The organism is Spirosoma spitsbergense DSM 19989 (genome assembly GCF_000374085.1).
Taxonomy (GTDB): Bacteria; Bacteroidota; Bacteroidia; order Cytophagales; family Spirosomataceae; genus Spirosoma; species Spirosoma spitsbergense.
On sequence record NZ_KB893500.1, the window covers coordinates 16,957 to 40,720 of the forward strand.

General features: G+C 53.2%; 19 protein-coding genes. 15 read left to right on the forward strand and 4 right to left on the reverse strand.

Annotated elements, in window-relative coordinates:
- Positions 1-188 precede the first annotated feature (188 nt).
- Entirely contained in the window at positions 189-1,097 is a 909-nt protein-coding gene (locus B157_RS0112315) for a helix-turn-helix domain-containing protein (RefSeq protein ID WP_245565070.1), read from the reverse strand.
- Positions 1,098-1,450: 353 nt separating this feature from the next.
- Here B157_RS0112315 and pcaH point away from each other — a divergent pair, with 353 nt between their 5' ends.
- From pcaH to pcaF, 7 genes are read left to right on the forward strand one after another with little or no spacing between them, the layout of a single operon-like run.
- Complete coding sequence (gene pcaH / locus B157_RS0112320; RefSeq protein WP_020603632.1) at positions 1,451-2,176, forward strand: protocatechuate 3,4-dioxygenase subunit beta; 726 nt, start codon at positions 1,451-1,453, stop codon at positions 2,174-2,176.
- On the forward strand, positions 2,176-2,781 hold the full coding sequence (pcaG, locus tag B157_RS0112325; protein ID WP_020603633.1) for a protocatechuate 3,4-dioxygenase subunit alpha: 606 nt from the start codon (positions 2,176-2,178) through the stop codon (positions 2,779-2,781). Before pcaH ends, pcaG begins: the two co-directional genes overlap by 1 nt.
- 43 nt (positions 2,782-2,824) lie before the next feature.
- Entirely contained in the window at positions 2,825-3,907 is a 1,083-nt protein-coding gene (pcaB, locus tag B157_RS35165) for a 3-carboxy-cis,cis-muconate cycloisomerase (RefSeq protein ID WP_020603634.1), read from the forward strand.
- A 3-nt stretch (positions 3,908-3,910) separates the two neighbouring features.
- A complete protein-coding gene (pcaDC, locus tag B157_RS0112335; protein ID WP_020603635.1) occupies positions 3,911-5,077 on the forward strand; it encodes a bifunctional 3-oxoadipate enol-lactonase/4-carboxymuconolactone decarboxylase PcaDC in 1,167 nt (388 codons plus the stop codon).
- Positions 5,074-6,306, forward strand: a complete 1,233-nt coding sequence (locus B157_RS0112340; RefSeq protein WP_020603636.1) for a 4-hydroxybenzoate 3-monooxygenase — start codon at positions 5,074-5,076, stop codon at positions 6,304-6,306. Before pcaDC ends, B157_RS0112340 begins: the two co-directional genes overlap by 4 nt.
- Complete coding sequence (locus B157_RS37440; RefSeq protein ID WP_020603637.1) at positions 6,303-7,658, forward strand: 3-oxoacid CoA-transferase; 1,356 nt, start codon at positions 6,303-6,305, stop codon at positions 7,656-7,658. Before B157_RS0112340 ends, B157_RS37440 begins: the two co-directional genes overlap by 4 nt.
- Before the next feature lie 42 nt (positions 7,659-7,700).
- On the forward strand, positions 7,701-8,909 hold the full coding sequence (gene pcaF, locus B157_RS0112350) for a 3-oxoadipyl-CoA thiolase (RefSeq protein ID WP_020603638.1): 1,209 nt from the start codon (positions 7,701-7,703) through the stop codon (positions 8,907-8,909).
- Between the two features lie 3 nt (positions 8,910-8,912).
- Here the strand turns inward: pcaF and B157_RS0112355 are convergent, their stop codons facing one another.
- The 3 genes from B157_RS0112355 to fmt all read right to left on the reverse strand — a co-directional run bounded on the left by B157_RS0112355 (position 8,913) and on the right by fmt (position 12,259).
- Complete coding sequence (locus B157_RS0112355) at positions 8,913-10,022, reverse strand: 5-methyltetrahydropteroyltriglutamate--homocysteine S-methyltransferase (protein WP_020603639.1); 1,110 nt, start codon at positions 10,020-10,022, stop codon at positions 8,913-8,915.
- Positions 10,023-10,315: 293 nt separating this feature from the next.
- The gene (locus tag B157_RS0112360) at positions 10,316-11,314 is read right to left on the reverse strand and encodes a polysaccharide deacetylase family protein (RefSeq protein ID WP_020603640.1); all 999 of its coding nucleotides are present in this window, start codon (positions 11,312-11,314) and stop codon (positions 10,316-10,318) included.
- 6 nt (positions 11,315-11,320) lie between these two features.
- Positions 11,321-12,259, reverse strand: coding sequence for a methionyl-tRNA formyltransferase (fmt, locus tag B157_RS0112365; protein ID WP_211224988.1), 939 nt, complete (start codon positions 12,257-12,259; stop codon positions 11,321-11,323).
- Positions 12,260-12,576: 317 nt separating this feature from the next.
- Between fmt and greA the strand changes: the two genes are divergently transcribed.
- The 8 genes from greA (at position 12,577) to B157_RS0112410 (ending at position 23,689) form a co-directional block, all read left to right on the forward strand.
- Positions 12,577-13,050 carry a transcription elongation factor GreA gene (gene greA / locus B157_RS0112375; RefSeq protein WP_020603643.1) on the forward strand — a complete coding sequence of 158 codons (474 nt, stop codon included), beginning with the start codon at positions 12,577-12,579 and terminating at the stop codon, positions 13,048-13,050.
- Between the two features lie 94 nt (positions 13,051-13,144).
- The gene (locus B157_RS0112380) at positions 13,145-13,534 is read left to right on the forward strand and encodes an HIT family protein (RefSeq protein ID WP_020603644.1); all 390 of its coding nucleotides are present in this window, start codon (positions 13,145-13,147) and stop codon (positions 13,532-13,534) included.
- A 366-nt stretch (positions 13,535-13,900) separates the two neighbouring features.
- Positions 13,901-14,962 carry an alpha/beta hydrolase family protein gene (locus B157_RS0112385; protein WP_020603645.1) on the forward strand — a complete coding sequence of 354 codons (1,062 nt, stop codon included), beginning with the start codon at positions 13,901-13,903 and terminating at the stop codon, positions 14,960-14,962.
- A gap of 27 nt (positions 14,963-14,989) precedes the next feature.
- Complete coding sequence (locus B157_RS35170) at positions 14,990-17,170, forward strand: sensor histidine kinase (RefSeq protein ID WP_041952061.1); 2,181 nt, start codon at positions 14,990-14,992, stop codon at positions 17,168-17,170.
- Between the two features lie 672 nt (positions 17,171-17,842).
- Positions 17,843-19,543 carry a DUF4331 domain-containing protein gene (locus B157_RS0112395; protein WP_020603647.1) on the forward strand — a complete coding sequence of 567 codons (1,701 nt, stop codon included), beginning with the start codon at positions 17,843-17,845 and terminating at the stop codon, positions 19,541-19,543.
- A gap of 54 nt (positions 19,544-19,597) precedes the next feature.
- Positions 19,598-21,865: a DUF4331 family protein gene (locus tag B157_RS0112400; RefSeq protein ID WP_020603648.1), complete on the forward strand. Its 2,268-nt coding sequence runs from the start codon at positions 19,598-19,600 to the stop codon at positions 21,863-21,865.
- A gap of 80 nt (positions 21,866-21,945) precedes the next feature.
- A complete protein-coding gene (locus B157_RS0112405; RefSeq protein ID WP_020603649.1) occupies positions 21,946-23,262 on the forward strand; it encodes a tetratricopeptide repeat protein in 1,317 nt (438 codons plus the stop codon).
- Between the two features lie 31 nt (positions 23,263-23,293).
- Entirely contained in the window at positions 23,294-23,689 is a 396-nt protein-coding gene (locus B157_RS0112410; protein ID WP_020603650.1) for a hypothetical protein, read from the forward strand.
- Positions 23,690-23,764 lie beyond the last annotated feature (75 nt).

A 23,764-nucleotide genomic window follows, 5' to 3' on the forward strand; every position in this document is an offset into this window, starting at 1 on the left:
ATACGAAAAATGATTCACTAGCGGGTCATTTATCATGGGTTAACTGTCCAATTAGGCCGACGACTATGCCGATAGCACATACACAGGCACCCCTGAATCTCCCGGAGGGAATTTAATTCAAGTTTGAACAAAGCCCGGCACCGGCTGCCTGGCCTTCTGCCCCCGTCTGTGAACTGGTATCCGTACAGTTACCCTGGATCCCGTTTCTTTGCTACCATCAACCGAGTGGCCTGTTCCCTGAACTGCCTGGGCGATACGCCCACCTGCTTTTTAAACAGGCGGGAAAAATAACTGATATCGTCGAAGTTCAGCAGGTACGAAATCTCGGAAATAGAATAGGACGAATGGTGCAGATACCGCTGCGCTTCCAGCAAAATGGCCTCCTGAATGGTTTGCAACGTCGATTTACCCACAATCGACCGGCATACCCGGTTCAGGTGAACAGCGGTAATGCCCACCATGCGGGCATAGTCTGTAATGGTCAGTCGGTGCAGCAGGTTTTCTTTTACCAGTTGCTGAAACTGCCGGAAATACTGGAGACTCCGGTTGTCCACGGCCATCGCGTCAGCCGCTTGCCGGTGGACCAGCCGATACACATTGACCAGCAGTAAACTTAAGCAGGCTTGCAGGGAAACCATACGCTCGGGTAGATTGGCGTATAATTCCCGGTGTACCTGCCAGGCCAGGGCGGCTAGTTGCCGAAACGTCTCCTGATCCTGACCAGCCCGAATCAACTGCATTCGGCCCAGTTCCAGCAGCACGGACGGTGAGTTGCGAAACAGGCTTTCCGGGTAGGAATCCGCCAGCGAAATAACCACTCCTGTAACGTCCGGACTAAACACGTACCCGTGCAGAACATCCACCGGCATGGTAATCAGGCAGGGTTCTTTCAGCGAGATGGTTTGCGAACCCGCCGTAAACTCAGCCGCTCCGGATTCAATCAGCACAATCTGAAACAAATTGGTGTGTCTGTGCGGACTAATAACCCAGCCATATTGCTTGCATCGGGTTTCGTGTAGTTCACTATGCACAAAATCCGGCAGGCGGGGCTCGTATTTCTCGCCGTATAGGCCGTAAGTGGCTAATGTAGTATTCATAACAGCGGGTAAATTACCAATCATTTCCCTGTTTTTGTCCGTTTCGCCATGTTTGGATTAGACAAAAAAGGCTCTGGTCGGGTCCTGACAACGGGTTTACTAACCGGAATCCTTTACTGAAATCACCTGTCAATCATCCCTTTAGAGAATAAAAATCCATGATCTTGCCTGATTCCCCAATAAGTAAATTTTATCTATTTTTAATTATGTTTGTTTTGTGCTGGTTTTTTGTCCGATTTGCCAAATGATAGCACACCCGAACCGTTACTTTTACAAGACATAAGCAGGCGATTGTCTTTCGAATAGCTACGTTGACCTGCTGAACCTTACGTTTCGGAGACAGCATCACCCGTATGGAAGCATTGCACGAAAAAAACCTGCCTCAGTCAGCCGCACCGGCCTCCGGTACCGACGTTCATCCACCTCATTTGTCGCCCGCCTACAAATCAACCATTCTGCGTAGCCCGACCCAGGCCCTTATGCCGGTACGGGAGTTGATTCGCGATTTGAGTATGCCGGTTTTTGGTCAGTCGGTGCTGCGCGAATTTGATAACGACCTGACCAGGAACGCCCGCATCAATGGCGAACCAATCGGTGAGCGTATCAAAGTAGCGGGGAAGGTACTGGACGACGGGGGAAAGCCATTGTCCAACGTACTCATCGAAATATGGCAGGCCAATTCGGCGGGTCGGTACATTCACAAAGCCGAAATTCACGACGCTCCCCTGGATCCTAATTTCCTGGGCGGAGGCCGTGTGTTAACCGACAGGGACGGCAACTACTCATTTTATACCATCAAACCCGGTGCCTATCCGTGGGGAAATCATTACAACGCCTGGCGACCGAATCACATCCACTTTTCCGTGATTGGTCATCAGTTTGAGCAGCGGCTGGTAACCCAGATGTACTTTCCCGGCGACCCGCTGTTCGACTACGACCCCATCTTTCAGTCCGTTCCGCAGCACGCCCGCGAGCTGCTGATTGCCAAATTCCGAATGGACTGGACCGAGGCCGAGTTTGCCCTGGCTTACCAGTTTGATATTGTCCTGAACGGTCGCCACAAGACTCCTTTCGAATAATGGAACAGCTACAACAAACACCTTCCCAAACAGTCGGTCCTTTCTTTGCTTATGCCCTGACCGCCGAGCAGTACGGCTATCCCTACGATAGCCTGATGAATCACACGCTGGTTAGCCCCGATACCCCCGGCCAGCGGATTATGGTTAGTGGCCGTATCTGGGATGGCGCGGGGGCCACCATTTCCGATACCGTGGTTGAGTTCTGGCAGGCCGACGCGAAGGGGCAGTACCGCACGGCACCCATTGAGCAGAACACCGCGACCCATACCGACCGGGGCTTTCTGGGGTTTGGCCGGGTGGGAACGGGCACACTACCCGGTCATCAGTTCCAGTTTACCACCATCAAACCCGGTGCTATAAGTACAGGTGCGGCCCCTCACATCAACGTTATGCTGGTGATGCGCGGCTCACTACGGAATCTGTACACCCGCCTGTACTTTGCTGACGAACCGGTAGCCAACGCCCAGGATGCCTTGCTGAACGCCGTTCCGGCCGAACGACGGGCCACCCTGCTGGCTCATCGGACAGAGGTGAACAATGAGATTCGATACGTCTTTGATATCCACATGCAGGGGCCGAAGGAAACCGTATTTTTCGACCTCTAACCGGCGTTGATTAGTACCTTGCCCTTCACTTAGTAGTAAAACGATGCTTGCTGACCTTATTTTTACCACCCCGCCGATGGAGACTATTTTCTCGGACGAAACGGAGCTACGGCTTATGCTGGCGTTCGAGTCGGCACTGGTCACAGCGCAGGCTGCGGCTGGGGCAATTCCAGCAGAAGCGGCAGCAACTATCACCGATGTTTGTCGGCAAACCAACTGGGATACAGAATCCATCCGCCAGCAGACGTTGCTGGCGGGTAATCCAGCAATACCGTTCGTTTCGATGCTGAAAGAGCGGGTACATCAGAAAGATGTTGAAGCCGTTCGATATGTTCATCAGGGAGCTACCAGTCAGGATGTTATCGACACGGTGCTGATGATGCAGTTGAAACAGGGATTGGCCCAATGTCAGACCGACTTGAATCAGCTCAATACGCAACTTACACAACTGGCTCAAACGCACCGCGATACACCCATGATGGGGAGAACACTGCTCCAGCAGGCCTTGCCCATCACCTTTGGCGATAAAGTAAAGGGCTGGCTGGACGGATTACTACGGGCGGCTGAACGAGTAGACCAGGTAGTTGAAAAAGACATCGTGATTCAGTTGGGTGGTCCCGTGGGCAACAGCGTTTCACTCGGCGACCATGCGGAAGCTATTCGGGCGCGGATGGCCGAACTACTGGGATTAGGCAATACACCCCACGCCTGGCATACCCAACGCGACCGGCTGGCCAATATAGCCGCAACGCTCGGCATCCTGAACGGGTCGCTGGGGAAGCTGGGGAATGACATTATCCTGCTCATGCAAACCGAAGTGGGCGAAGTGCGGGAGGGTGCCGCCGATGGTAAAGGCGGTTCGTCGTCCATGCCGCACAAACGCAATCCGGTCAGCAGCACGTTTATGGTGGCCATTGCGCACCACACCCCTGCCCTGGTGGCCAGTATGCTGGCCGCTATGATACAGCCGCACGAACGGGCCGCTGGTGCCTGGCACAGTGAGTGGCCCGTTATGCGCGACCTGATTCGACTGACCGCGGCTAACCTGTACCATGCCAACGAATTAATCCGTACCCTTGAGGTTGATACGGAACGAATGAAGCAAAACAGCAACGTACCTGACTGACTTATGCCTGAAAAAAAAATCAATGGCAACCGGATGCATTACCAGCTCGACGGCCCTGAAGAGGGCATGGTGGTGCTATTTTCCAATTCGCTGGGTGCCGACCTGACCATGTGGGATGCCGTTGTGAACGAGTTAACTCCTTCGCTCCGGGTACTGCGGTATGATACAAGGGGTCACGGGCAAACCCCGGCTTTGCCCCCCCCCGTTACCATAGCCGATCTGGGCGAGGATGTAATCGCCCTGCTGAACGAACTAGCCATTCCGAAAGTGCATTTTTGTGGTTTATCGATGGGAGGGTTAATCGGCCAATGGTTGGCCATTCACCACCCCGAACGCATCGATAAGCTTATTCTGAGCAACACAGCCGCTAAAATTGGCACCAATGTCAGCTGGAACGAACGCATTGACACGGTACGCCGGTATGGCTTGTCGGACGTTGCTAATGCCGCCCTCGACCGCTGGCTGACCCCCGAATTTCGGGAGCAGCACCCGGCAGTACGCGACCATTGGGTAAACCGGTTCCGGGAAACAGACGACCAGGGATACGCGGCCTGCTGCATGGCCATCCGCAACGCCGATTTCCGGGAAGATTTGCACCAAATCAAGGCACCCACGCTCATCATTGCCGGAACGCACGACCCGGTAACCACCGTAACCGATGGGCAATTCATGCAACAGGCTATCCCCGATGCCCAACTGGTTGAGTTACCAGCTGCCCACCTGTCGGCGGTTGAATCAGCCGATGCTTTCGCCCGTACCCTGAACACGTTTTTAGCCGAACCAGAACTCTCCCCCAATCAGCCTACGTACGAAGCCGGTATGGCCGCGCGCCGTGCCGTGCTGGGCGATGCCCACGTTGACCGGGCCAATGCGGGCACAACAGACTTTACTACTGATTTTCAGGACTTCATTACCCGCTACGCCTGGGGTGAAATCTGGACCCGGCCAGGTCTATCCCGCCATGCGCGAAGCCTGATTACGCTGGGAATGCTCATTGCGCTGAACCGCGAAACCGAGTTCAAGATGCACGTTCGTGCCGCCCTTAACAATGGCGTTACAATGGACGAGATAAAAGAGGTAATTATGCACTCGGCTCTATACTGTGGCTTACCAGCCGCCAACGCAGCTTTTCACGCGGCCAGCGAAGTCCTTAACAATCCGGAAAAATGAACCATCACACGCAGGTAGGCATCATCGGAGCCGGGCCGTCGGGGTTGCTGCTCGCGCAACTGCTACATACGCAGGGCATCAACTCGGTGGTGCTGGAAAATAGACCCCGCCAGCGGGTCGAAAGCCGGCAACGGGCGGGGTTACTCGAACAAAACACCGTCGACCGGCTCCGGCAGGCGGGTGCCACCGACCGGCTCGACCGCGAAGGGCTTGTTCACGATGGCGTTATACTAAGCTACAATGGACACCGGCACCGCATCGACCTGGCGCACCTGACCGGCGGCTCCCGTGTGACGATTTATGCCCAGACGGAAGTAGTAAAAGACCTGATACATCTGCGGCTGGATGAGGACGACCAGTCTATTTTGTTTGAAGCCAAAGCCACGTCCATCGACGGGTTGGACGGGTACGCACCGGCCATCCATTACACGCATCAGGGCGGTAACCATACCCTCACCTGCGATTTTATAGCGGGCTGCGATGGCTTTCACGGCATTGCCCGGCAGGCTATCCCAGCGCACCTGACTACCACCTACGATAAAGTTTACCCCTACTGCTGGCTGGGCATTCTGGCTAAAGTCCCGCCCTCCACCGACGAGTTGATCTACGCTTATCACGACCGGGGATTTGCTCTGCACAGCATGCGTTCGCCCGAAATTTCGCGGCTCTACGTGCAATGCGACGTAACCGACACGCTGGACGACTGGCCCGACGAACGCATTTGGGCCGAACTCCAGATTCGGCTGGGGGCTACCGGATGGACTTTAGCGGAAGGCCCGATTCTGGAGAAAACCATCACGCCCATGCGCAGCTTCGTGAGCGAGCCCATGCAATTCGGGCGGTTGTTTCTGGCGGGTGATTCGGCCCATATTGTCCCCCCAACGGGTGCCAAAGGGCTAAACATGGCCATTGCCGATACGGGTCATTTGTTCGATGCCCTCATGCGCTGGTATGAGGTCGGCATTTCGTCGGAGCTGGATGCCTACACCGCGGGTTGCATGCGTCGGGTGTGGCGGGTGCAGGAGTTCTCGAACTTCATGACTGAAATGCTGCACCGTGATCCCAATAAATCAACCTTCGATGCTCATTTGCAGGCATCCCGATTCAATCAATTAGTCAATAGTCAGGCAGCCTCAACGGTTATAGCCGAAAACTACGTGGGTCTCGCGGCCAAAAGGGCGTCAGAGGCAACGGGTAGTAAGCTCTGGCAATCAACTCTTCACGCATGAAAACAGTACCCATACTAACGCTGGAGCAGGCAGCCGCGCTGGTAAAAGACGGCGACACACTCCTACAGGGCGGATTTGGGATGACAGGCAACCCGGTTCACCTGATGCACGCACTGGCAGAAACCGGCACGGGAAACCTCACGTTCGTTGGTAACAATGTAGGCGAAGTGGGCATGGGGGGCGGGCGTTTACTGCAGAACGGGCAGATACGCCGGATGATTGGGTCGTTTTTCACCTCCAATCATGATGCGGTCAAAGCCGCCCAGAGTGGTGAGGTGGCGTACGAACTATTACCCCAGGGAACGCTGGCCGAAGCCATCCGGGCAGGGGGAGCGGGTATCGGCGGATTTTACACGCCCACCTCGGCGGGGACGCCACTGGCCGACGGTCGCGAAACAAAAATTATCGACGGGGTAGAGCAGGTTTTCGTCAAAAGTATCCGGGCTAACGTCGCCTTTATCCGGGCCTGGCGGGCCGATACGGCGGGGAATCTACACTACCGCATGACCGAAAATAACTTCAACAAGGCGATGGCAACGGCCGCCGATACCGTTATCGTTGAAGTGGAGGAAATTGTTCCCGTTGGGCAGATAGCGCCGGAAGAGGTACACACGCCCGGCTGCTTTGTCGACTATCTGGTACAGGCAACCCTGACGCTGGCTGATTTAGGCAGTTCGGCTTCAGTATCGTCGTCCAAAAAGGTGGACGAATCCCGAATGAACATGGCCCGGCGGGCACTGGCCGAACTCAAAAAAGGCGACGTGGTCAATCTGGGCATCGGTATTCCAACCCTGGTGGCCGACCTGATTACGGACGAACACGGCATTTTGCTGCACACCGAAAACGGGATGCTGGGCGTGGGACCCGTCCCTGCCGATGGTGGAGGGGCCATGAATTACCCGGTGAACGCCGGGAAAATTCCCGTGACGGCCTTAAAAGGAAGCAGCTATTTCGACAGCGCCGATTCCTTCGCCATGATTCGGGGTGGGCACATTGATGTCGCAATCATGGGCGGACTGGAAGTGGACGAAGCCGCTAATCTGGCCAACTGGGCCGTACCGGGTAAACCCCTGCTGGGCGTGGGCGGGGCAATGGACCTGGCCAGAGGAGCCAAACGACTCATCATCACCATGACGCATACCAACCCCGACGGGTCGTCCAAGCTAGTGCCGCAATGCACGCTGCCACTCACGGCAATGGGCGTGGTGAGCCTGATTATTACCGATTTAGCCGTATTTGCCTATCCGGATGGCAAACTAACCCTGCTGGAACTAATGCCTGGTGCCACGCTCGACGGCGTAAAAGCCAAAACAATTGCAAACTTTAAAACAAGCAAAAGAGTGAAAGAGTGAAAAAACCGCCGACTGGTTTTCACTCTTTCGCTCGTTCATCCTATGACTGAAGCCTATATAATTGACGCCATCCGTACCCCAATCGGGAGTTTTGGCGGGAGCCTGTCGACCGTTCGGGCCGATGACCTCGCGGCTATGCCACTGAAGGAGTTACTCAGCCGAAACCCCACGTTGCCACCCGATGTGATTGAGGATGTCATTCTGGGATGCCACAATCAGGCAGGGGAGGATAACCGCAACGTAGCCCGCATGGCACTGTTGCTGGCTGGACTACCGTACACCGTTCCCGGCGAAACCGTCAATCGGCTGTGCTCGTCGGGGATGTCGGCGGTGGTTCATGCCAACCGGGCTATCCGGGCGGGCGACGGCGACGTGTTCATTACCGGGGGCATGGAGCATATGACCCGTGGACCGTGGGTAATGTCCAAATCATCGAAACCCTTTGGCAACGACGCGCAACTCTTCGATTCCAGTTTTGGCTGGCGGTTCATCAACCCCAAAATGCAGGAGATGTACGGGACCGACGCGATGGGCGTAACCGCCGAAAATCTGGTCGACCTTTTCCACATCAGTCGTGAAGACCAGGATCTGTTCGCCTACAATTCCCAGCAGAAAGCCGCGCGCGCCCGGCAGTCGGGCCGACTGGCGATGGAAATCATGCCGGTTGAGATTGCGGCCCGCAAAGGGCCACCAACGCTGTTTGAGCAGGATGAGTTTGTAAAACCAAATACGAGTCTGGATGTATTGGCCACTCTGAAACCAGCTTTCAAAAAGAACGGGAGCGTGACGGCGGGGAACGCGGCCGGCCTGAATGACGGGGCCGCAGCCATGCTGATTGCTACGCAGGATGCCGCCAACCGGTATCAGCTAACGCCGAAAGCCCGGATTATTACCTCGGCGGTGGTAGGTGTGGAGCCGCGCATCATGGGCATCGGCCCGGTTTCGGCCACGCAGAAAGCCCTGAAAAAAGCGGGATTACGGCTGGATGAGATGGACGTTATCGAACTCAACGAAGCCTTTGCCGCCCAGTCGCTGGCCTGCACCCGGGCACTAGGACTGGCCGACAACGACCCGCGCCTTAATCCGAACGGCGGGGCTATTGCATTGGGCCACCCCCTGGGCATGTCGGGCACGCGGTTGATTCAAACAGCTATGCTCGAACTGCAGCAACAGCAAAAGCGGTATGCGCTGGCTACCATGTGCGTCGGCGTAGGTATGGGCTACGCAGTCATCATCGAGCGGGTGAATTAGTACTCAATCACCCCATACGATTCGGGCGGTGTCGACCACGAGTTCGAGCTTGCGCCACTGGTCATCCATCGTCATGGCGTTGCCGTGGTGCGTGCTCGAGAAACCACACTGCGGACTAACGCCCATGTTGGCCAGCGGCATGTACTGCGCGGCCTCTTCAATGCGCGTAATCAGGTCGGCCTGCTTCTCCAGCGTCGGCACTTTAGACGATACGATGCCCAGAATCACCATTTTGTTATCCGGCACAAAGCGCAGCGGAGCAAAATCACCCGACCGTTCGTCGTCGTATTCCAGGAAATAGGCATCCACATTGATGGAACTGAACAAGACTTCGGCCACGGGTTCGTAGCCTCCTTCGGCAAACCACGTGCTCCGGTAATTGCCCCGGCAGAGGTGAATTCCCACAGTAAGGTCGTCGGGCCGACCGTCGATGACCGAATTAATCAGCGCAGCGTACGTTTTGGGCAACTCATTCGGGTCTTCGCCCCGCTCCACGGCAGCCGCCCTCATTTTGGGGTCGCAGAGATAGGCCAGATTCGTATCGTCCAGTTGCAGGTAACGCAAACCAGCTTTGTACAGATGGTCTATTTCCTGTCGATAGACTGCGGCTAAATCATGAAAAAATTCATCCATGTCCGGGTAAGCCTCAATGTCGATGGATTTGCGGCCACCCCGGAAATGCACCATCGTGGGCGACGGAATACTCACCTTCGGGGTTTGGGTGGTGACCGATTCGAGATACGCATAATCGGCCACCTGAATGTCGCGGGCGTGGCGGAGTTTACCCGTTACGGATAGCTGGGGCGGGGTAAATCCATCGTCGGCAACTTTAGCGTTTGGGTTGGCCCCGATGCCGCCCGTTACGGTGACGCCATCCAGTTGCTTCAGGAAATCGAGGTGAAAATAATCCCGGCGAAATTCGCCATCGGTGATGGATTTCATCCCCAGCGACTCCACTTTTTTGACGGTATCGGCAATGGCAGCATCCTCAACGGCACGAAGTTCTTCGGCGGAGATTTCGCCTTTCTTCCAGCGAAGCCGGTTTTCCCGAACGGCATCAGGGCGTAGTAAACTGCCGACGTGGTCGGCGCGGAAAGCGGGGTTCAGTTTCATAAAAAGCGAAAGAATAAAAGAGGTAATGGGTGAACGATCGAAGGCAGTACCTATCTGATCAAACTTGCCATGGCACTGCCCTGTCGCGGAACACGTTTTCGTTGAGAAAACAGTGAGAAAGAAAGGTCGTCCAGTTCGAGGTCGAAGCCTTTGGCGAAGGCAACAGTCAGCCGTGAATCTTTAGCGAAAAATAACCTTTGTCAGTAAGCACCTGCTCAGCTACCAGTTCGATCCACCAAATCAACTGGTTCGGGCACTGGCCAGGTTACTAATGAGCCTATAAGGCCAGCCACTTACCTAGCCTTTTTGCGTCGTTCCAGCAACTCCTTCCAGTTTGTAACGATAATTCCCTCTTTTTCGATAAACGCCTTCAGGGCGGGATCCATCATGGCGAGCATATCCCCTTTGCGCGACTGACCGGAGGTACTGATCTGATCGAAGGTGGGCGTGGAGGCTGTGCAGTGCATGATGATGTAGGTCAGGCCCGGCTTTGCCGAGTTGAGGAGTTCGATGTACTTCCTGGTTTTGTATTGCTGTAAATTCGCATCGGTCACGGGCATTCCGGCGGGGAGGTTCCAGCCGTAACTGGTGCCATCGATGTCATCAAAAACGGGTAGTCCGGACTCCCACAGTTGCTGACCCACCTGATGCGCCAGTTGCCGCATCGGAGCCGGTACACTGCTGGCTTTGAAAATCAGCGTGGCATGTCCGCCCGGAAACAGAATCGGGATGTGCTGGTCCATGCCTACCTTCGCATACCGCATGATAAATTTCGGGTCGAAGAGCGTACCCATGTGCGAATCGAGGTGCGTGGGTTCCATGCCAAAGGCCCGGTATCGCGCCAGCTGCGCCCGGATTTCGGCTTCTACTTCATCAGCCGATGCGTGTTCGACCACCTGCGCCACTGAATGCCACAAGGCCCCCTGACTGTCGCATAGGCCCGGTGCGTTTTTGCAGCCTACTAGTGGACCCCAGCGGTAGTTATCCCATTCGGACGTAAGAGCGAGGTGAATGCCCGCATCGGTATCCGGCTTTTTTTTGAGGTAGTCGAAAAACTGGGGTACCCAACCGCAGGGCATCATGACGCTGGCCGAATTGGCAATGCCTTTGTCCAGCGCGTTCATCATGCCCGCATTCGATTCATAGCTCATCCCCACATCATCGACGTGCAGAATGATTACTTTTTTACCTTTCGGGAAGCCCAGTTTCTCGGCGTAGGTTTCTGTGGGTTGCGCCGTAGCAACGGTGCAGGTAATTGTGGCCAGTAGCAGAATGCTCAGGAATTGTTTCATACCTCTCTAAAGCTTATTCCCCCGCAAAAACTCCTCAGTGCTCATGCGTCGTTTACCCTCGGCCTGAAGTGAATCGAGTTGCAGCCAGCCATCCGCAGCCCGGACCAGAATTGTTTTTTTGTTGTCGGTGTGCGTGTCGGCGATGGCCGACCAGCCAGGTTCGGCGGCAAAAGGAGAGAAATTAGCGATTGAGACTTCGTAAATCTTGAACACCTTTCCGTTCATCAGCGTCCAGGCGGTTGGGTAAGGCGACAGGCCCCGTACGAAATTACGGATAGTAAGGGCAGGCTGATTCCAGTTGATCTCGGTGGTTTCGCGGCTGAGTTTCGGTGCGGGTTTCATTTCCTCCGCAGTGGGCTGGGGTGTGCGGGGATAATCACCCGCTTCGATGGCCTGTACCGTTTTTACTACTAGGTTGGCTCCCCGTTCCATCAGGCGGTCATGGAGCATTCCGGCGGTATCGTCAGGGTAGATGGGTTCGGTATCCTGGAAAATCATCTGACCCGTATCAATCTCTTTTTCGATAAAAAAAGTAGTGACCCCCGTTTCGGTTTCGCCGTTGATAATGGCCCAGTTGATGGGCGCGGCTCCCCGGTACTGCGGTAGTAATGACCCGTGCAGATTGAAGGTGCCAATGGTAGGCATCGACCATACCACTTCGGGCAGCATCCGAAACGCAACCACCACCTGTAAATCGGCCCGGAAGCTGGCCAGATGTTCCAGGAAAGCCGGATCGCGCAGTTTTTCAGGTTGCAACACGGGTAAATTAGCGGCTTCGGCCGCTTTTTTTACCGATGATGGGGTGAGCTGTAATCCCCGACCGGATGGCCGGTCAGGAGCGGTTACGACGGCCACGACCTGGCAGCCTGCACCCAGCAACCGCTGCAAACTGGCAACGGCAAAATCGGGCGTACCCATGAATATGATGCGAAGTGGAGTTGACATGAATCGTTTAATCAGTTTTTACCCGGCCAGCCGACTTTGTATTGATATAGCCGGGAAGTATATCTATTTTTGTATCCACGATGCGCTGCTGTTACAGGCAGCACATCCTGCTATTGTTAATCAGTAATCAGCGTACCTAATGCAACAATCTTTTTTCTGTACACCAAAACCGCTCGCTTCGGGAAGTCAATGGTATCCCTGACGCGTCTGCAAAGAAAACCAATTTGGTTGCAGAACGGTCGGTGTACCGTTCTTTTTGTTTTTTAGCCCTACACCAATACTAGTAAGAATTTAGAATAACGAGTAAGCATACGATTATGGGAAAGATTTCATATTACACCGAAGAAGGACTCAACCGGCTAAAAGCGGAGTTGAATGAGTTGAAAACGAAAGGCCGGACGGCAATTGCCCACCAGATTGCCGAAGCCCGCGACAAAGGCGACTTAAGCGAAAATGCCGAATACGATGCGGCTAAAGATGCACAGGGGCTTCATGAACTGAAGATATCGAAGCTGGAAGAGGTTCTGTCTACAGCCCGGATTCTGGACGAATCAACGATTGATGCCTCACAGGTATCGGTGCTGTCGAAAGTAACGATCAAGAACAGGAAGAACGGTGCTCAGATGACCTACATGCTGGTGTCGGAAGAAGAAGCCGACCTAAAATCGGGCCGCATCTCGGTGAACTCCCCCATCGGCAAGGGTTTGCTGGGCAAACATGTAGGCGACACCGCTGAGATTAAGGTACCCGCCGGGGTTCTTGAATTCGACGTACTTGACATAAGCCGGTAATTGAATGAATGGATAATGTACGATGTAAAATGAATAATGAGTACCCACGCTTCTTTTACATCGTACATTATCCATTGTACATTATCCATTAACTATGCCTTCCATCTTCTCCCGCATTGTGGCCGGTGACATACCCGCCCACAAAATCGCCGAAACCGACGACTATCTGGCTTTTCTGGACGTGATGCCCACGGCCACCGGTCATACGCTGGTAATCCCGAAAAAAGAAGTCGATTATCTCTTCGACCTGGACGATGACCTGTATCTGGGCCTGATGGCGTTTGCCAAAAAGATAGCCCCCGCCATCGAAAAAGCCATTCCCTGCCAGCGCATCGGCATGGCCGTAGTGGGGCTGGAAGTACCCCACGCGCACATCCACCTGATTCCACTCAATTCGATGGCCGACATGGATTTCAGCCATAAGCTGAAGCCAACGCCCGAAGAACTGGCGCAAACGGCGGAGAAAATCCGGTCGTTTCTGTAAGAAGTATTTAGAAAAAGGCTGTAGCGCATTCGGCCCGTTCATCAATTTTGACGAACGGGCCGAATGCGCTAATTAGCTGTACTAGCTAGCTGATTCACTCAAGGGAAATACACTATACTTACCATCTTTGGTAAATCGTACGATGATTACGCCACCACCGTCAGGCATTATTCGTCTACTACCTTCACTACCTTCACTACGTTCTCAGTTAACGTAAGGAATAACATCACTTGTCCACCGCGCTGGTCATTGAAAAAGTCATTTTCCCGTGCTGAGGATAAAAAGTGTGTTGACCAAAGGAGAAAAGTTGTAATTTCCATCGCTGCGTTGTTCACGCAGCGAGCCAATCACTCAATCAACTAACTTATGTACAAGCTGTATCTTGCTACGTTCCTATTTTTCTTTATTTCCGGTACACTATTTGCCCAAACCCCTCCCGCCAGTCCAACGACATCCACCCCACCCATTGATTTGAATGAACGTGTTCGACTGCTGGAGGAAAACCTCCGCTTTGCCGATCAGAGTCTGGCCAAAAGTGTTGACGATTTGCTCTGGTACCAGAAACTGGGCGATGTAGCCATTATCGATAAGGTTCGGTATGACAGTAAGCCGCCCCACGTCATCAAGAACCCCACTGGGCAGGGGGCCAATAATCCGGTAGTGATTCCAGCCTACACGTTTGTGTCGAAGAAGTTTGCGTCGGCTAAAAAGCTGCCCCTGCTTGTTTTCGTTCACGACGGTATCCACGGTGATTTCAGTACGTTGTATGCCCATGTTGTGCGGGAATTGCTGGACCAGGGATACCTCATTTTTGCGCCCGAATACCGGGGCAGCGTGGGCTACGGCGGGGCTTTCTACAACCAGATTGACTACGGCGACTACGAAAATGACGATGTGCTGGCCGGCAAGCGCTGGGCGGTCGAGAATATGCCGCAGGTAGATGCCAGTCGGGTGGGCATTATTGGCTGGAGTCACGGGGGCATGATTTCGCTGATGAACGTGTTCGATCACCCCGAAGACTACAAAGTGGCCTATGCCGGTGTGCCCGTGTCCGACATTATTGCGCGGCTGGGCTACAAACCGCAGAGCTACCGAACCATCTTTTCGGCGGCTACGCACATTGGAAAAGATCCTTCTGACAACGTAGCAGAATACCGCCGACGGTCGCCGGTCTGGAATGCACAGAAACTGAAAACGCCCCTGCTCATCCATACGAACACGAATGATGAGGACGTGAACGTGCTGGAAGTCGAATCGCTGATTAATGCCCTGAAAGCCCACGAGAAAAAGTTCGAGTACAAAATTTATCAGGATGCCCCCGGTGGGCACAGCTTCAACCGGCTCGATACTAAATTAGCCCGCGATTCGCGGGAGGAAATTTATAAATTCCTGGCCCGGTATCTGAGTCCACCGGCGCCCGTTAGGTAACCAATAAACCAGGTAATACCTGTGTACATGATGCGTTTTTTTCACCAGTTTGTTGGTTTGTTGCTGCTCTTCAGTACACTGAATGTAACGGCTCAGGTCGGGGATTCCTTAGCCACTAATTATGCCCTGACGGATAACGCCTGGCACTTCAGAGCGGGCGATAGTACAGGCTGGAATAACCCGCGTTACGATGCTCGTCTCTGGACCACAATTAATCCCGAAACAGACCTTAATGAGAATCTGGACCTGTGGAAAAAAGGCCGGGGTTGGTTTATAAAGAGATTCAGGTTCAGGGATTTACGGAACCAGGATGCTGCTATTACTATCCAGCAGTTTGGCCGGTCGGAAGTGTATCTGGACGGTCGACGAATCGCTGTGCTGAAGCCCGATGGGTATGACTCAGGTGGTTCGCAGCGTATAACAACGCTGGTGCCGATCCGTATAGCAGATAGTAATTGGCACACACTGGCCGTACGCTACGCCTTCCGGGCCGACCCACAGCTCAGTGCAGTCGTCGACAAGGCGCCTTTCCAGACTGAGTTTGGCTTGATGCAGAAGGCAATGCCCCGATTGATTGACCGGCAGCGGACGTCGAGTGGTATGGGGTATCTGATAACCGGATTATTCGGGTTATTGGGACTATTGCATTGGCTGTTTTACCGGGCTAATCCGGCCCAGCGGGTGAACCGGGTTCTGGCGGCTACCATGCTGACTTTTTCGGTGGGATTCCTGTTCAACGAAACCAATGACAGCACCGGCACTCTGACGCTCGATTCGCTGTGTGGGGCTTTGAGCCGGGCGGGCATTAGTATAGGCACCGTTTTATTACTGCTTTCGGTCAATACCTACGTAGGCCAACGCCCCGGCTGGACATTTTGGAGCCTGGCCGGACTGTCAATCGTGGCCATGCTGTACAGTATTGGAATTGGCCCTCTGCCACATGATTTGTACTGGGTCCCCGCCTGTCTGATGATGGTCGAATACGTTCGCGTCAGCTGGCTGGCAAAACGCCGAAATCCCGATGCCGATGCCCGGCTACCCTGGAATTCGTTGAAGATAACGCTGTACGCGCTATTCGCCATGCTACTGTTAGGGGTAGCGGTGGGTATCTCATTGAGCGTTTTCTCCCTGAATTACGACGTGCTGGAATGGATTGAAATCCCCTTAAAAATCCTGGTGTTGGTGGCCATGTTCAGTGTTCCGTTGGGCCTGTCGCTTTCGCTCGTACGCGATTACGCCCGAACCTACCAGTCGCTGCGCCAGAAGTACGACGAAGTCGAACAATTGTCGGCTCAAACGCTGCGGCAGGAACAGGAAAAACAACAACTGCTGGCCAGCCAGAACGAGCGGCTCGAACAGCAGGTTGCCGACCGAACCGCTGAGTTGGAGCAATCGCTGGCCGACCTGCATGAAACGCAGAATCAGCTTATTCAGCGGGAAAAACTGGCCAGCCTGGGCGAGCTGATGGCGGGTATTGCCCACGAAATTCAGAACCCGCTCAACTTCGTTAATAACTTCTCCGAAGTGAGTACGGAACTGGTTACTGAAATTGAAGAAGAACAGCAGAGACCCGACCGGGATGAAGCACTGGAAACCGAACTATTGGGTGATTTGAAACAGAATCTTCAGAAAATTACCCACCACGGACATCGGGCATCCTCCATTGTTAAAGGGATGCTGGAGCATTCCCGAAAAAGTACGGGTACAAAAGAACCCACGAACCTTAACGCCCTCTGCGACGAGTATTTTCGTCTGGCGTACCATGGTTTTCGGGCGCAGGAAAAGCACGGGTCGACGGGTCGATTTAACTGCGAACTGAAAATGAATTTAGATCCGACTATAGGTGAGGTAAACTTAATTCAGCAGGACATGAGCCGGGTGCTGTTAAACCTGATTAACAACGGGTTTTATGCCGTTCAGCAACGACAAAAAACGGATAAAACAGGGTACCAGCCCTTTGTAAGCATCACGACGAAAAGGCTGGATGACCGTGTCGAAATCCGTATTAGTGATAATGGCACGGGCATTCCCGATTCGCTGAAGCAAAAAATCTTCCAGCCTTTCTTCACCACCAAACCAACGGGCGAGGGCACGGGTCTGGGTCTATCACTAAGCTACGATATTGTTACCAAAGGGCACGGGGGCGAGATGATGGTGGAAAGTACGGAAGGAGAAGGCACCGAGTTTATCATCCGGTTACCCCGCTAAATTCACCAAAACAGTACAACCCCGTAGCCCCTTTGCTTTTACGTTGCCTCTGCACCTTCACCCGCTCAACCGGGCCTATATATTCCTGCCGATAATTTTCCGGGAGAGGGATTCCCTACCGTTGCCCATTCTGTGCATGAACTCCTCTAACGAAGCAGCAGATTACTGACTGCCTTCGCTAACGCTTCACCGATCTGGTTTTCCGGGCGAACTCCCTGTGCTGCGTCATCCGGACCCACTCCCGAAATATGCCTTTCAGACAGGCGACGTGTAGCGGTATCCGAACGAATTCAGAATAAAAAGTTCATTCCGCAAAATCACTAAATCTATTTTCTGGGCCTGAGAGTATATACGGTTACTTTTCAACAACCAATTCTGGCCCTGAAAGTAGATCCGCAACAATTCATCTGAAAATTTCGCAGTGTCTGGTGTCTATTATGGGGATAAATGGGTCACAAAAAGCTATCTCTGCTCATCAAATAGTCACATTCAGGTGCTTTTACTATATCCGCAATATTAAATTCTTCATGCAGCAATAACTTATTCATTGTCAGTGCAGTTAATTCTTTTACGTTTATTTGGGTACAATTTTTTCACGTTTAATTTAAATTTGATATGCAAAAATTTCCTTTACTATTAGGCAGACTGAGGATAGTATGTCTTAGTTTCGCTATGCTGGGACTGGCATTTGGCAGTTATGCCTCCAGCCACCGCGAAGCCCCGCTGATCTCCAACGATCCGCTGGCCGACAACACCGATGTATACGCGTTCAAAAGCCCGGACGATCCGAACACCATTACGATTCTTGCTAACTACATCCCATTTGAGTCGCCCGAAGGCGGCCCAAACTACTACAATTTTGGTGAGCGGATCCGGTACGAGATTCACATCAAAAACAAAGCCACTACGGGGGGAGACGATATCACGTATCGGTTCACATTTACCAAAACAAACGAAGACCCGAGCACATTTTTCAACATCCGGCTGGGCAAGCAAAACTTAAAGACGAGCTACGTCTGTGAGAAAAGCGTAAATGGTGGTCCCTTCACGGCAATCGTTCAAAACGGTATCGTACCAGCCTACAACATCGGGCCACGGTCTATCGATACACCGGGTCTGGGACTGGGCAAATCGTATGACATGCTCATTGCAGAGGCCATCGCCACGGCAACGTCGGGCGAGAAGGTTTTCTGTGGTCCTGCCGATGATCCTTTCTTTGTTGATCTGGCGGGCGCTTTCGACGTAGGTAACTTCCGTCCCGAAGGCAATAGCGTAAACAAGCCGAAAGATGGACTGGCCCGGTACAACGTGCACACCATTGCCCTGAAGATTCCGGTTAACATGCTGCAGAAAGACGGAAAATCCGTTGGACAGGCAGCTAACATTCTGGATGGTGATTTCGTAATCGGGGTATGGGCTTCGGCTAGTCGGCAAAAAATCACGACCCTATACAACGGGGGCGACGTAGGGTTCGACGGTGAGTGGGTACAGGTATCCCGTCTGGGCATGCCCCTGACCAACGAAGCTGTTATCCCAATCGGTATGAAAGACCGCTGGAACGCAGTGACGCCTTATAATGGCAATGACCTTCAGTTCGCCAAGTATTTCACCAACCCTGAACTCGCCCTGTACATGGACGATTCCCAGTTTGGCGGTGCGGTCCCCTCGCTGAAAGCCCTGCGTATTCAATCGAAGTCGCTGGGTTCGTTTGACTTCCGTAATGGCAAGCCTGGCCTGTTTGGTCTGAAAGGCAATGCCGCCCTGGATGGTACGGCACTGGCCGAAGCTGCTTTCGGGGGTGTATTACTGCCTGATAACGCCAGCCCACGGGCCGTTGATTTGCTGCCTATCTTCTACACGGGTGTGCCTAACCTGAAGCCTTACCAACTGGCAACGGGCAAAGCAGGTAATCCCCTGGCTGCTGGTAAGCCCTTCATTAACAACTTCCTGCCCACCCTGGGTGACATGCTGCGGCTGAATATGGCCGTTCCCGCTACGCCCCGCAATGACCCTAATTTCTCTTCATTGGGACTGGTGGGAGCAGCGGTGCTGGGGTTGACCAACTCGACCTACACCAACATCAACATGCAGTTCATTCCCAACATGGATGGTTTCCCCAACGGACGCCGGCTGGAGGATGACGTGACAACGATTGAGTTGCAGGCCGTGGGTGGTGTAGTACTGGCAGCCATTGGTCTGTGGTACGACGACTATACGCCGAACGTTAGCCCAAGTCCGGTAACACCGATGCTGGGCAATGTATTGGGTTTCACCGCCGGTGTAACGAAAAACGATACGACCCTGAAGGCTTCGTTCCCTTACGTGCAAACACCCTGGCGTGGTTTCAATTACTCGAAAGCGGTTAAGTTTTAAGCCACCTCATTCTTCTTTGGAAAAACAATGAAAAAAATACTATCAATAGCTTTGATGGCGGTACTGATGTACCTGCCCTATAGCCAGGTGAGGGCTTCTTCGCACCGCGAAGCCCCGCTGATCTCCAATGATCCACTGGCCGATAATACCGACGTGTATGCGTTCAAGAGTCCAACCGACGCGGAGAAAATCATCCTGATTGCCAACTATATTCCGTTTGAAGACCCGGCGGGTGGACCAAACTGGTACACGTTCGGTGAGAACATCCGGTATGAAGTTCACGTCAAGAACAATGCCTCTACGGCTGGTGATGACATCACTTACCGGTTTACCTTCAAAATAGTAAACGAAGACCCAACCACGTTTTTCAACATCCGGTTGGGTAAGCAGAACCAGAAGGCGACCTACACCTGCGAACGCAGCATCAACGGTGGTCAAACCTGGATGACCATTATCAGCAATGGCGTAGTGCCACCGGCTAATATTGGACCCCGTTCCATTGAGAACAAAACGGTTGGTTTAGGCGCAGGTAGCTACAACGAACTGGCTACCAAAGCCATCACAACGGCATCGACAGGAGAGCGGATTTTCTGCGGACCGATCGACGATCCCTTCTTCGTTGACCTGGGTGGCATATTCGACGTGGGCAACTTCCGCACCGGAGCGCAGGCCCGCGATGCCGTTGCCAAGTTTAACTGTCATACCATTGCCATTGAAGTGCCCGTTTCGACGTTGCAAAAGAGTGGCAAAACAGTAGCGCAGGCAGCTAACATTCTGGATGGCGATTATGTCATCGGTGTATGGGCGTCGAGTAGCCGTAAAATGATCAAGACGCTGTACGCGGCTGGTGATGTAGGCTATGATGGCAAGTGGGTACAGGTGTCCCGTCTGGGCATGCCCCTGACCAACGAAGCTGTTATCCCAATCGGACAAAAAGACCGCTGGAACTCGGTTACGCCTTACGCTGGTAATGACCTTCAGTTCGCCAAGTATTTCACCAACCCTGAACTCGCCCTGTACATGGACGATTCCCAGTTTGGTAGTGCGGTTCCAGGTTTGAAAGCCCTGCGTATTCAGTCAAAATCACTGGGTTCGTTTGACTTCCGTAATGGCAAGCCCGGCCTGTTCGGTCTGAAAGGCAATGCAGCCCTGGATGGTACGGCCCTGGCCGAAGCTGCTTTCGGGGGTGTATTACTGCCTGATAACGCCAGCCCACGGGCAGTGGATTTGCTGCCTATCTTCTACACGGGGGTGCCTAACCTGAAGCCTTACCAACTGGCTACCGGCAAAGCAGGCAATCCTCTGGCTGCTGGCAAGCCCTTCATTAACAACTTCCTGCCCACCCTGGGTGACATGCTGCGGCTGAATATGGCCGTTCCCGCTACCCCGCGCAATGACCCTAACTTCTCTTCATTGGGACTGGTGGGAGCAGCGGTGCTGGGGTTGACCAACTCGACCTACACCAACATCAACCTACAGTTTATTCCCAACATGGATGGTTTCCCCAACGGACGCCGGCTGGAGGATGACGTGACAACGATTGAGTTGCAGGCCGTGGGTGGTGTAGTACTGGCAGCCATTGGTCTGTGGTACGACGACTATACGCCGAACGTTAGCCCAAGTCCGGTAACACCGATGCTGGGCAATGTATTGGGTTTCACCGCCGGTGTAACGAAAAACGATACGACCCTGAAAGCTGCCTTCCCATTTGTACAGGACCCATGGAGAGGGTTTATCGGCAATCAGTACATGGGCCCTCAAACGCCGGTTACAAGTCCCCTGTCGGCAACGGTAGTAGCCTATAACTGTAGTACAGGTGCTATTACCTACGGTCGTGTTGGTGGAGACCCTGCCCGCACAGTTGAGTATCTGGCTCCTGGTACGGTGAACGGGATGTGGAGCACTAACGTAAACCAGCAAATTGAGGCTCCCTTGCGGATGGATGCGAACAGCAGCCGTATACTCATGATACGGGCTCGTTATGTGGGTGACCCAGCGTCAATGGTTACCTACAATTTCGACTTCCGTACCCCCTGTGGGCAGGCTCGTGTAGCGGCTGAAAATGTAGCTCCGCTATCGATGCGTCTGCTGGGTAACCCGACCACCAATAGCGACGTAACGTTTGAGGTAAACGGAGCCGTTGGTCAGACGCTGAAACTGGGCGTTACCAACAGTCGCGGTCAGTTTATCAATCAGAAAACAATCTCTGAAGCGGGGACGGTCGAGCGTCATACGCTGCCATTGGGCGAACAGCCAGGCACCTACTTCCTGCAGGCAGTAACGCCAACGGGTAGCCAGACGATCAAAGTAATTCGTCACTAAATAAAATCCGGTAAGCCGACTGCGTACATTTACGCGCAGTCGGCTTATTTTTTGTTAATACGTCTTCATTCTCTCTCTATATGAACGCATTTATTACTTCTGGCAAAAAAGTCTTTTTACTAGGCCTTCCGGCGTTTCTTTTTCTGTTATTGCTGGCACAAACCGGTTGTACCAGCAAACAGAAAACAGAAACCGCGAGCACATCCATTATGGACATTCCGCCCCTTTTTGAACGGCGGGGTGAGTTAGCTACGGCTGTGGAGTGGCAGCGCACAAAAGAAAAGGTGGCTGAACTGAACGACAAAATCAGAAAGGAGCCAAATGATGTAAAGCCCCGGCTTCAGATTGCCATGATCTATCTGGCCGAAGCCCGGATTACCGGTGAGCACCCTTATTACTATCCGGCAATTTTGAAAGTGCTGGACGGCGTGCTGGCAATGGAACCAAAAAACTTTGAGGCAACTACCTTTAAGGCATCCGTCAAAATGTCGCAGCACCAGTTTGCCGAAGCCCGCGACCTGGCCGAAAAAGCCCGTCAGATCAACCCGAACAATGCCTATGTATACGGTGTACTGGTCGATGCCAATGTAGAGTTAGGGAATTACGAGGAAGCTGTAACCATGTCCGACAAGATGCAGGCACTCAAGCCCTCGCTGGAAGCCTACTCACGGGCCTCGTACCTGCGCGAAATTTATGGCAGTTACCCTAGTTCTATCGAAGCGATGAAACTGGCCGTGCAGGCTGGTTTACCCGGTTCTGAACCCCAGTGCTGGAGCAAAAACACCCTGGGTCATTTGTACGAAACAACCGGTCAACTGGATAAAGCCGAAAATCAGTACGATGGCATTTTGGTTCTTCGGCCCAGCTATGCATTTGCGATGGCCGGAAAAGCCCGGATTCAGAAGGCCCGCAAGCAATATGATCAGGCGCTGGCCACGCTGGATAAAGCGGCTAAAATAATGCCTGAATTTTCGTTCCACGAGCAAATGGCCGACATATATGCCTTGCAGGGAAATAAGGACAAAGCCACCAAAAAATACGCTGAAGTGGTTAAAATGCTGGATGACGATGCCCGTTCGGGCCACGCGGTCGATCTGGAATTATGTAAGCTTTATACCAAAACGGGTCAACTGGATTCGGCACTGGTGTATGGACTGAATGAGTATAAAAAACGGCCTAACAATATTGATGTCAACCATGCGCTGGCCTGGGTGTATTTCAATAAGCATGACTTGAAAAATGCTCAAAAACACATGCAGGTTGCTATGCGTACCGGCAGTAAAGACCCCGAATTATTACAGGAAGCAGGAGCCATTGAACTGGCCCTGGGCAATGCGGCCGAACACCAGAAATTAGTGGCAGCTGCCCGCAAAACAAACCCAAATTACACGCTGTAGTTTTTTTACACACATAGTTCTCTTTATTCCAATGCTCCGCTGTTCTCTCGCCCTTCTGCTGCTAATCAACTACCTGCTGGTGGTTGGCCTGGGTTGCATTAGCCGCCCGGAAGATCAGCAGGAGTTTTTGCTGGTACAAGCCAGTGAGGCCGGTAAGCAGTATCAGGAATGCCGGTACATGCGCATGGATGGGCTGGAAAATTTCCTGCTGGAATCATTGGCCAGCCGGTATCAGAAAGCGACCGACACGCCTAAGCATAATCTAATTTCGATTGTTAGTGGTGTGGATTCCCATTGCCTGCCGGGCATGCAGTGGCCGATGCAGGAACCCATCTACGCCGATGCAATCAAGCCCTTGATTGTTGGTCAGTATGCCATCCCGCCCGGGTACGGCCATATTATACCCATACCTCCCAGGCTGGCCTAGTCCCCGCCGATTCAACACCGTCAGGCTATTCCGTGGGGTACGGAGCTATCTTCCAGCCATACGTGGCTGTTTACG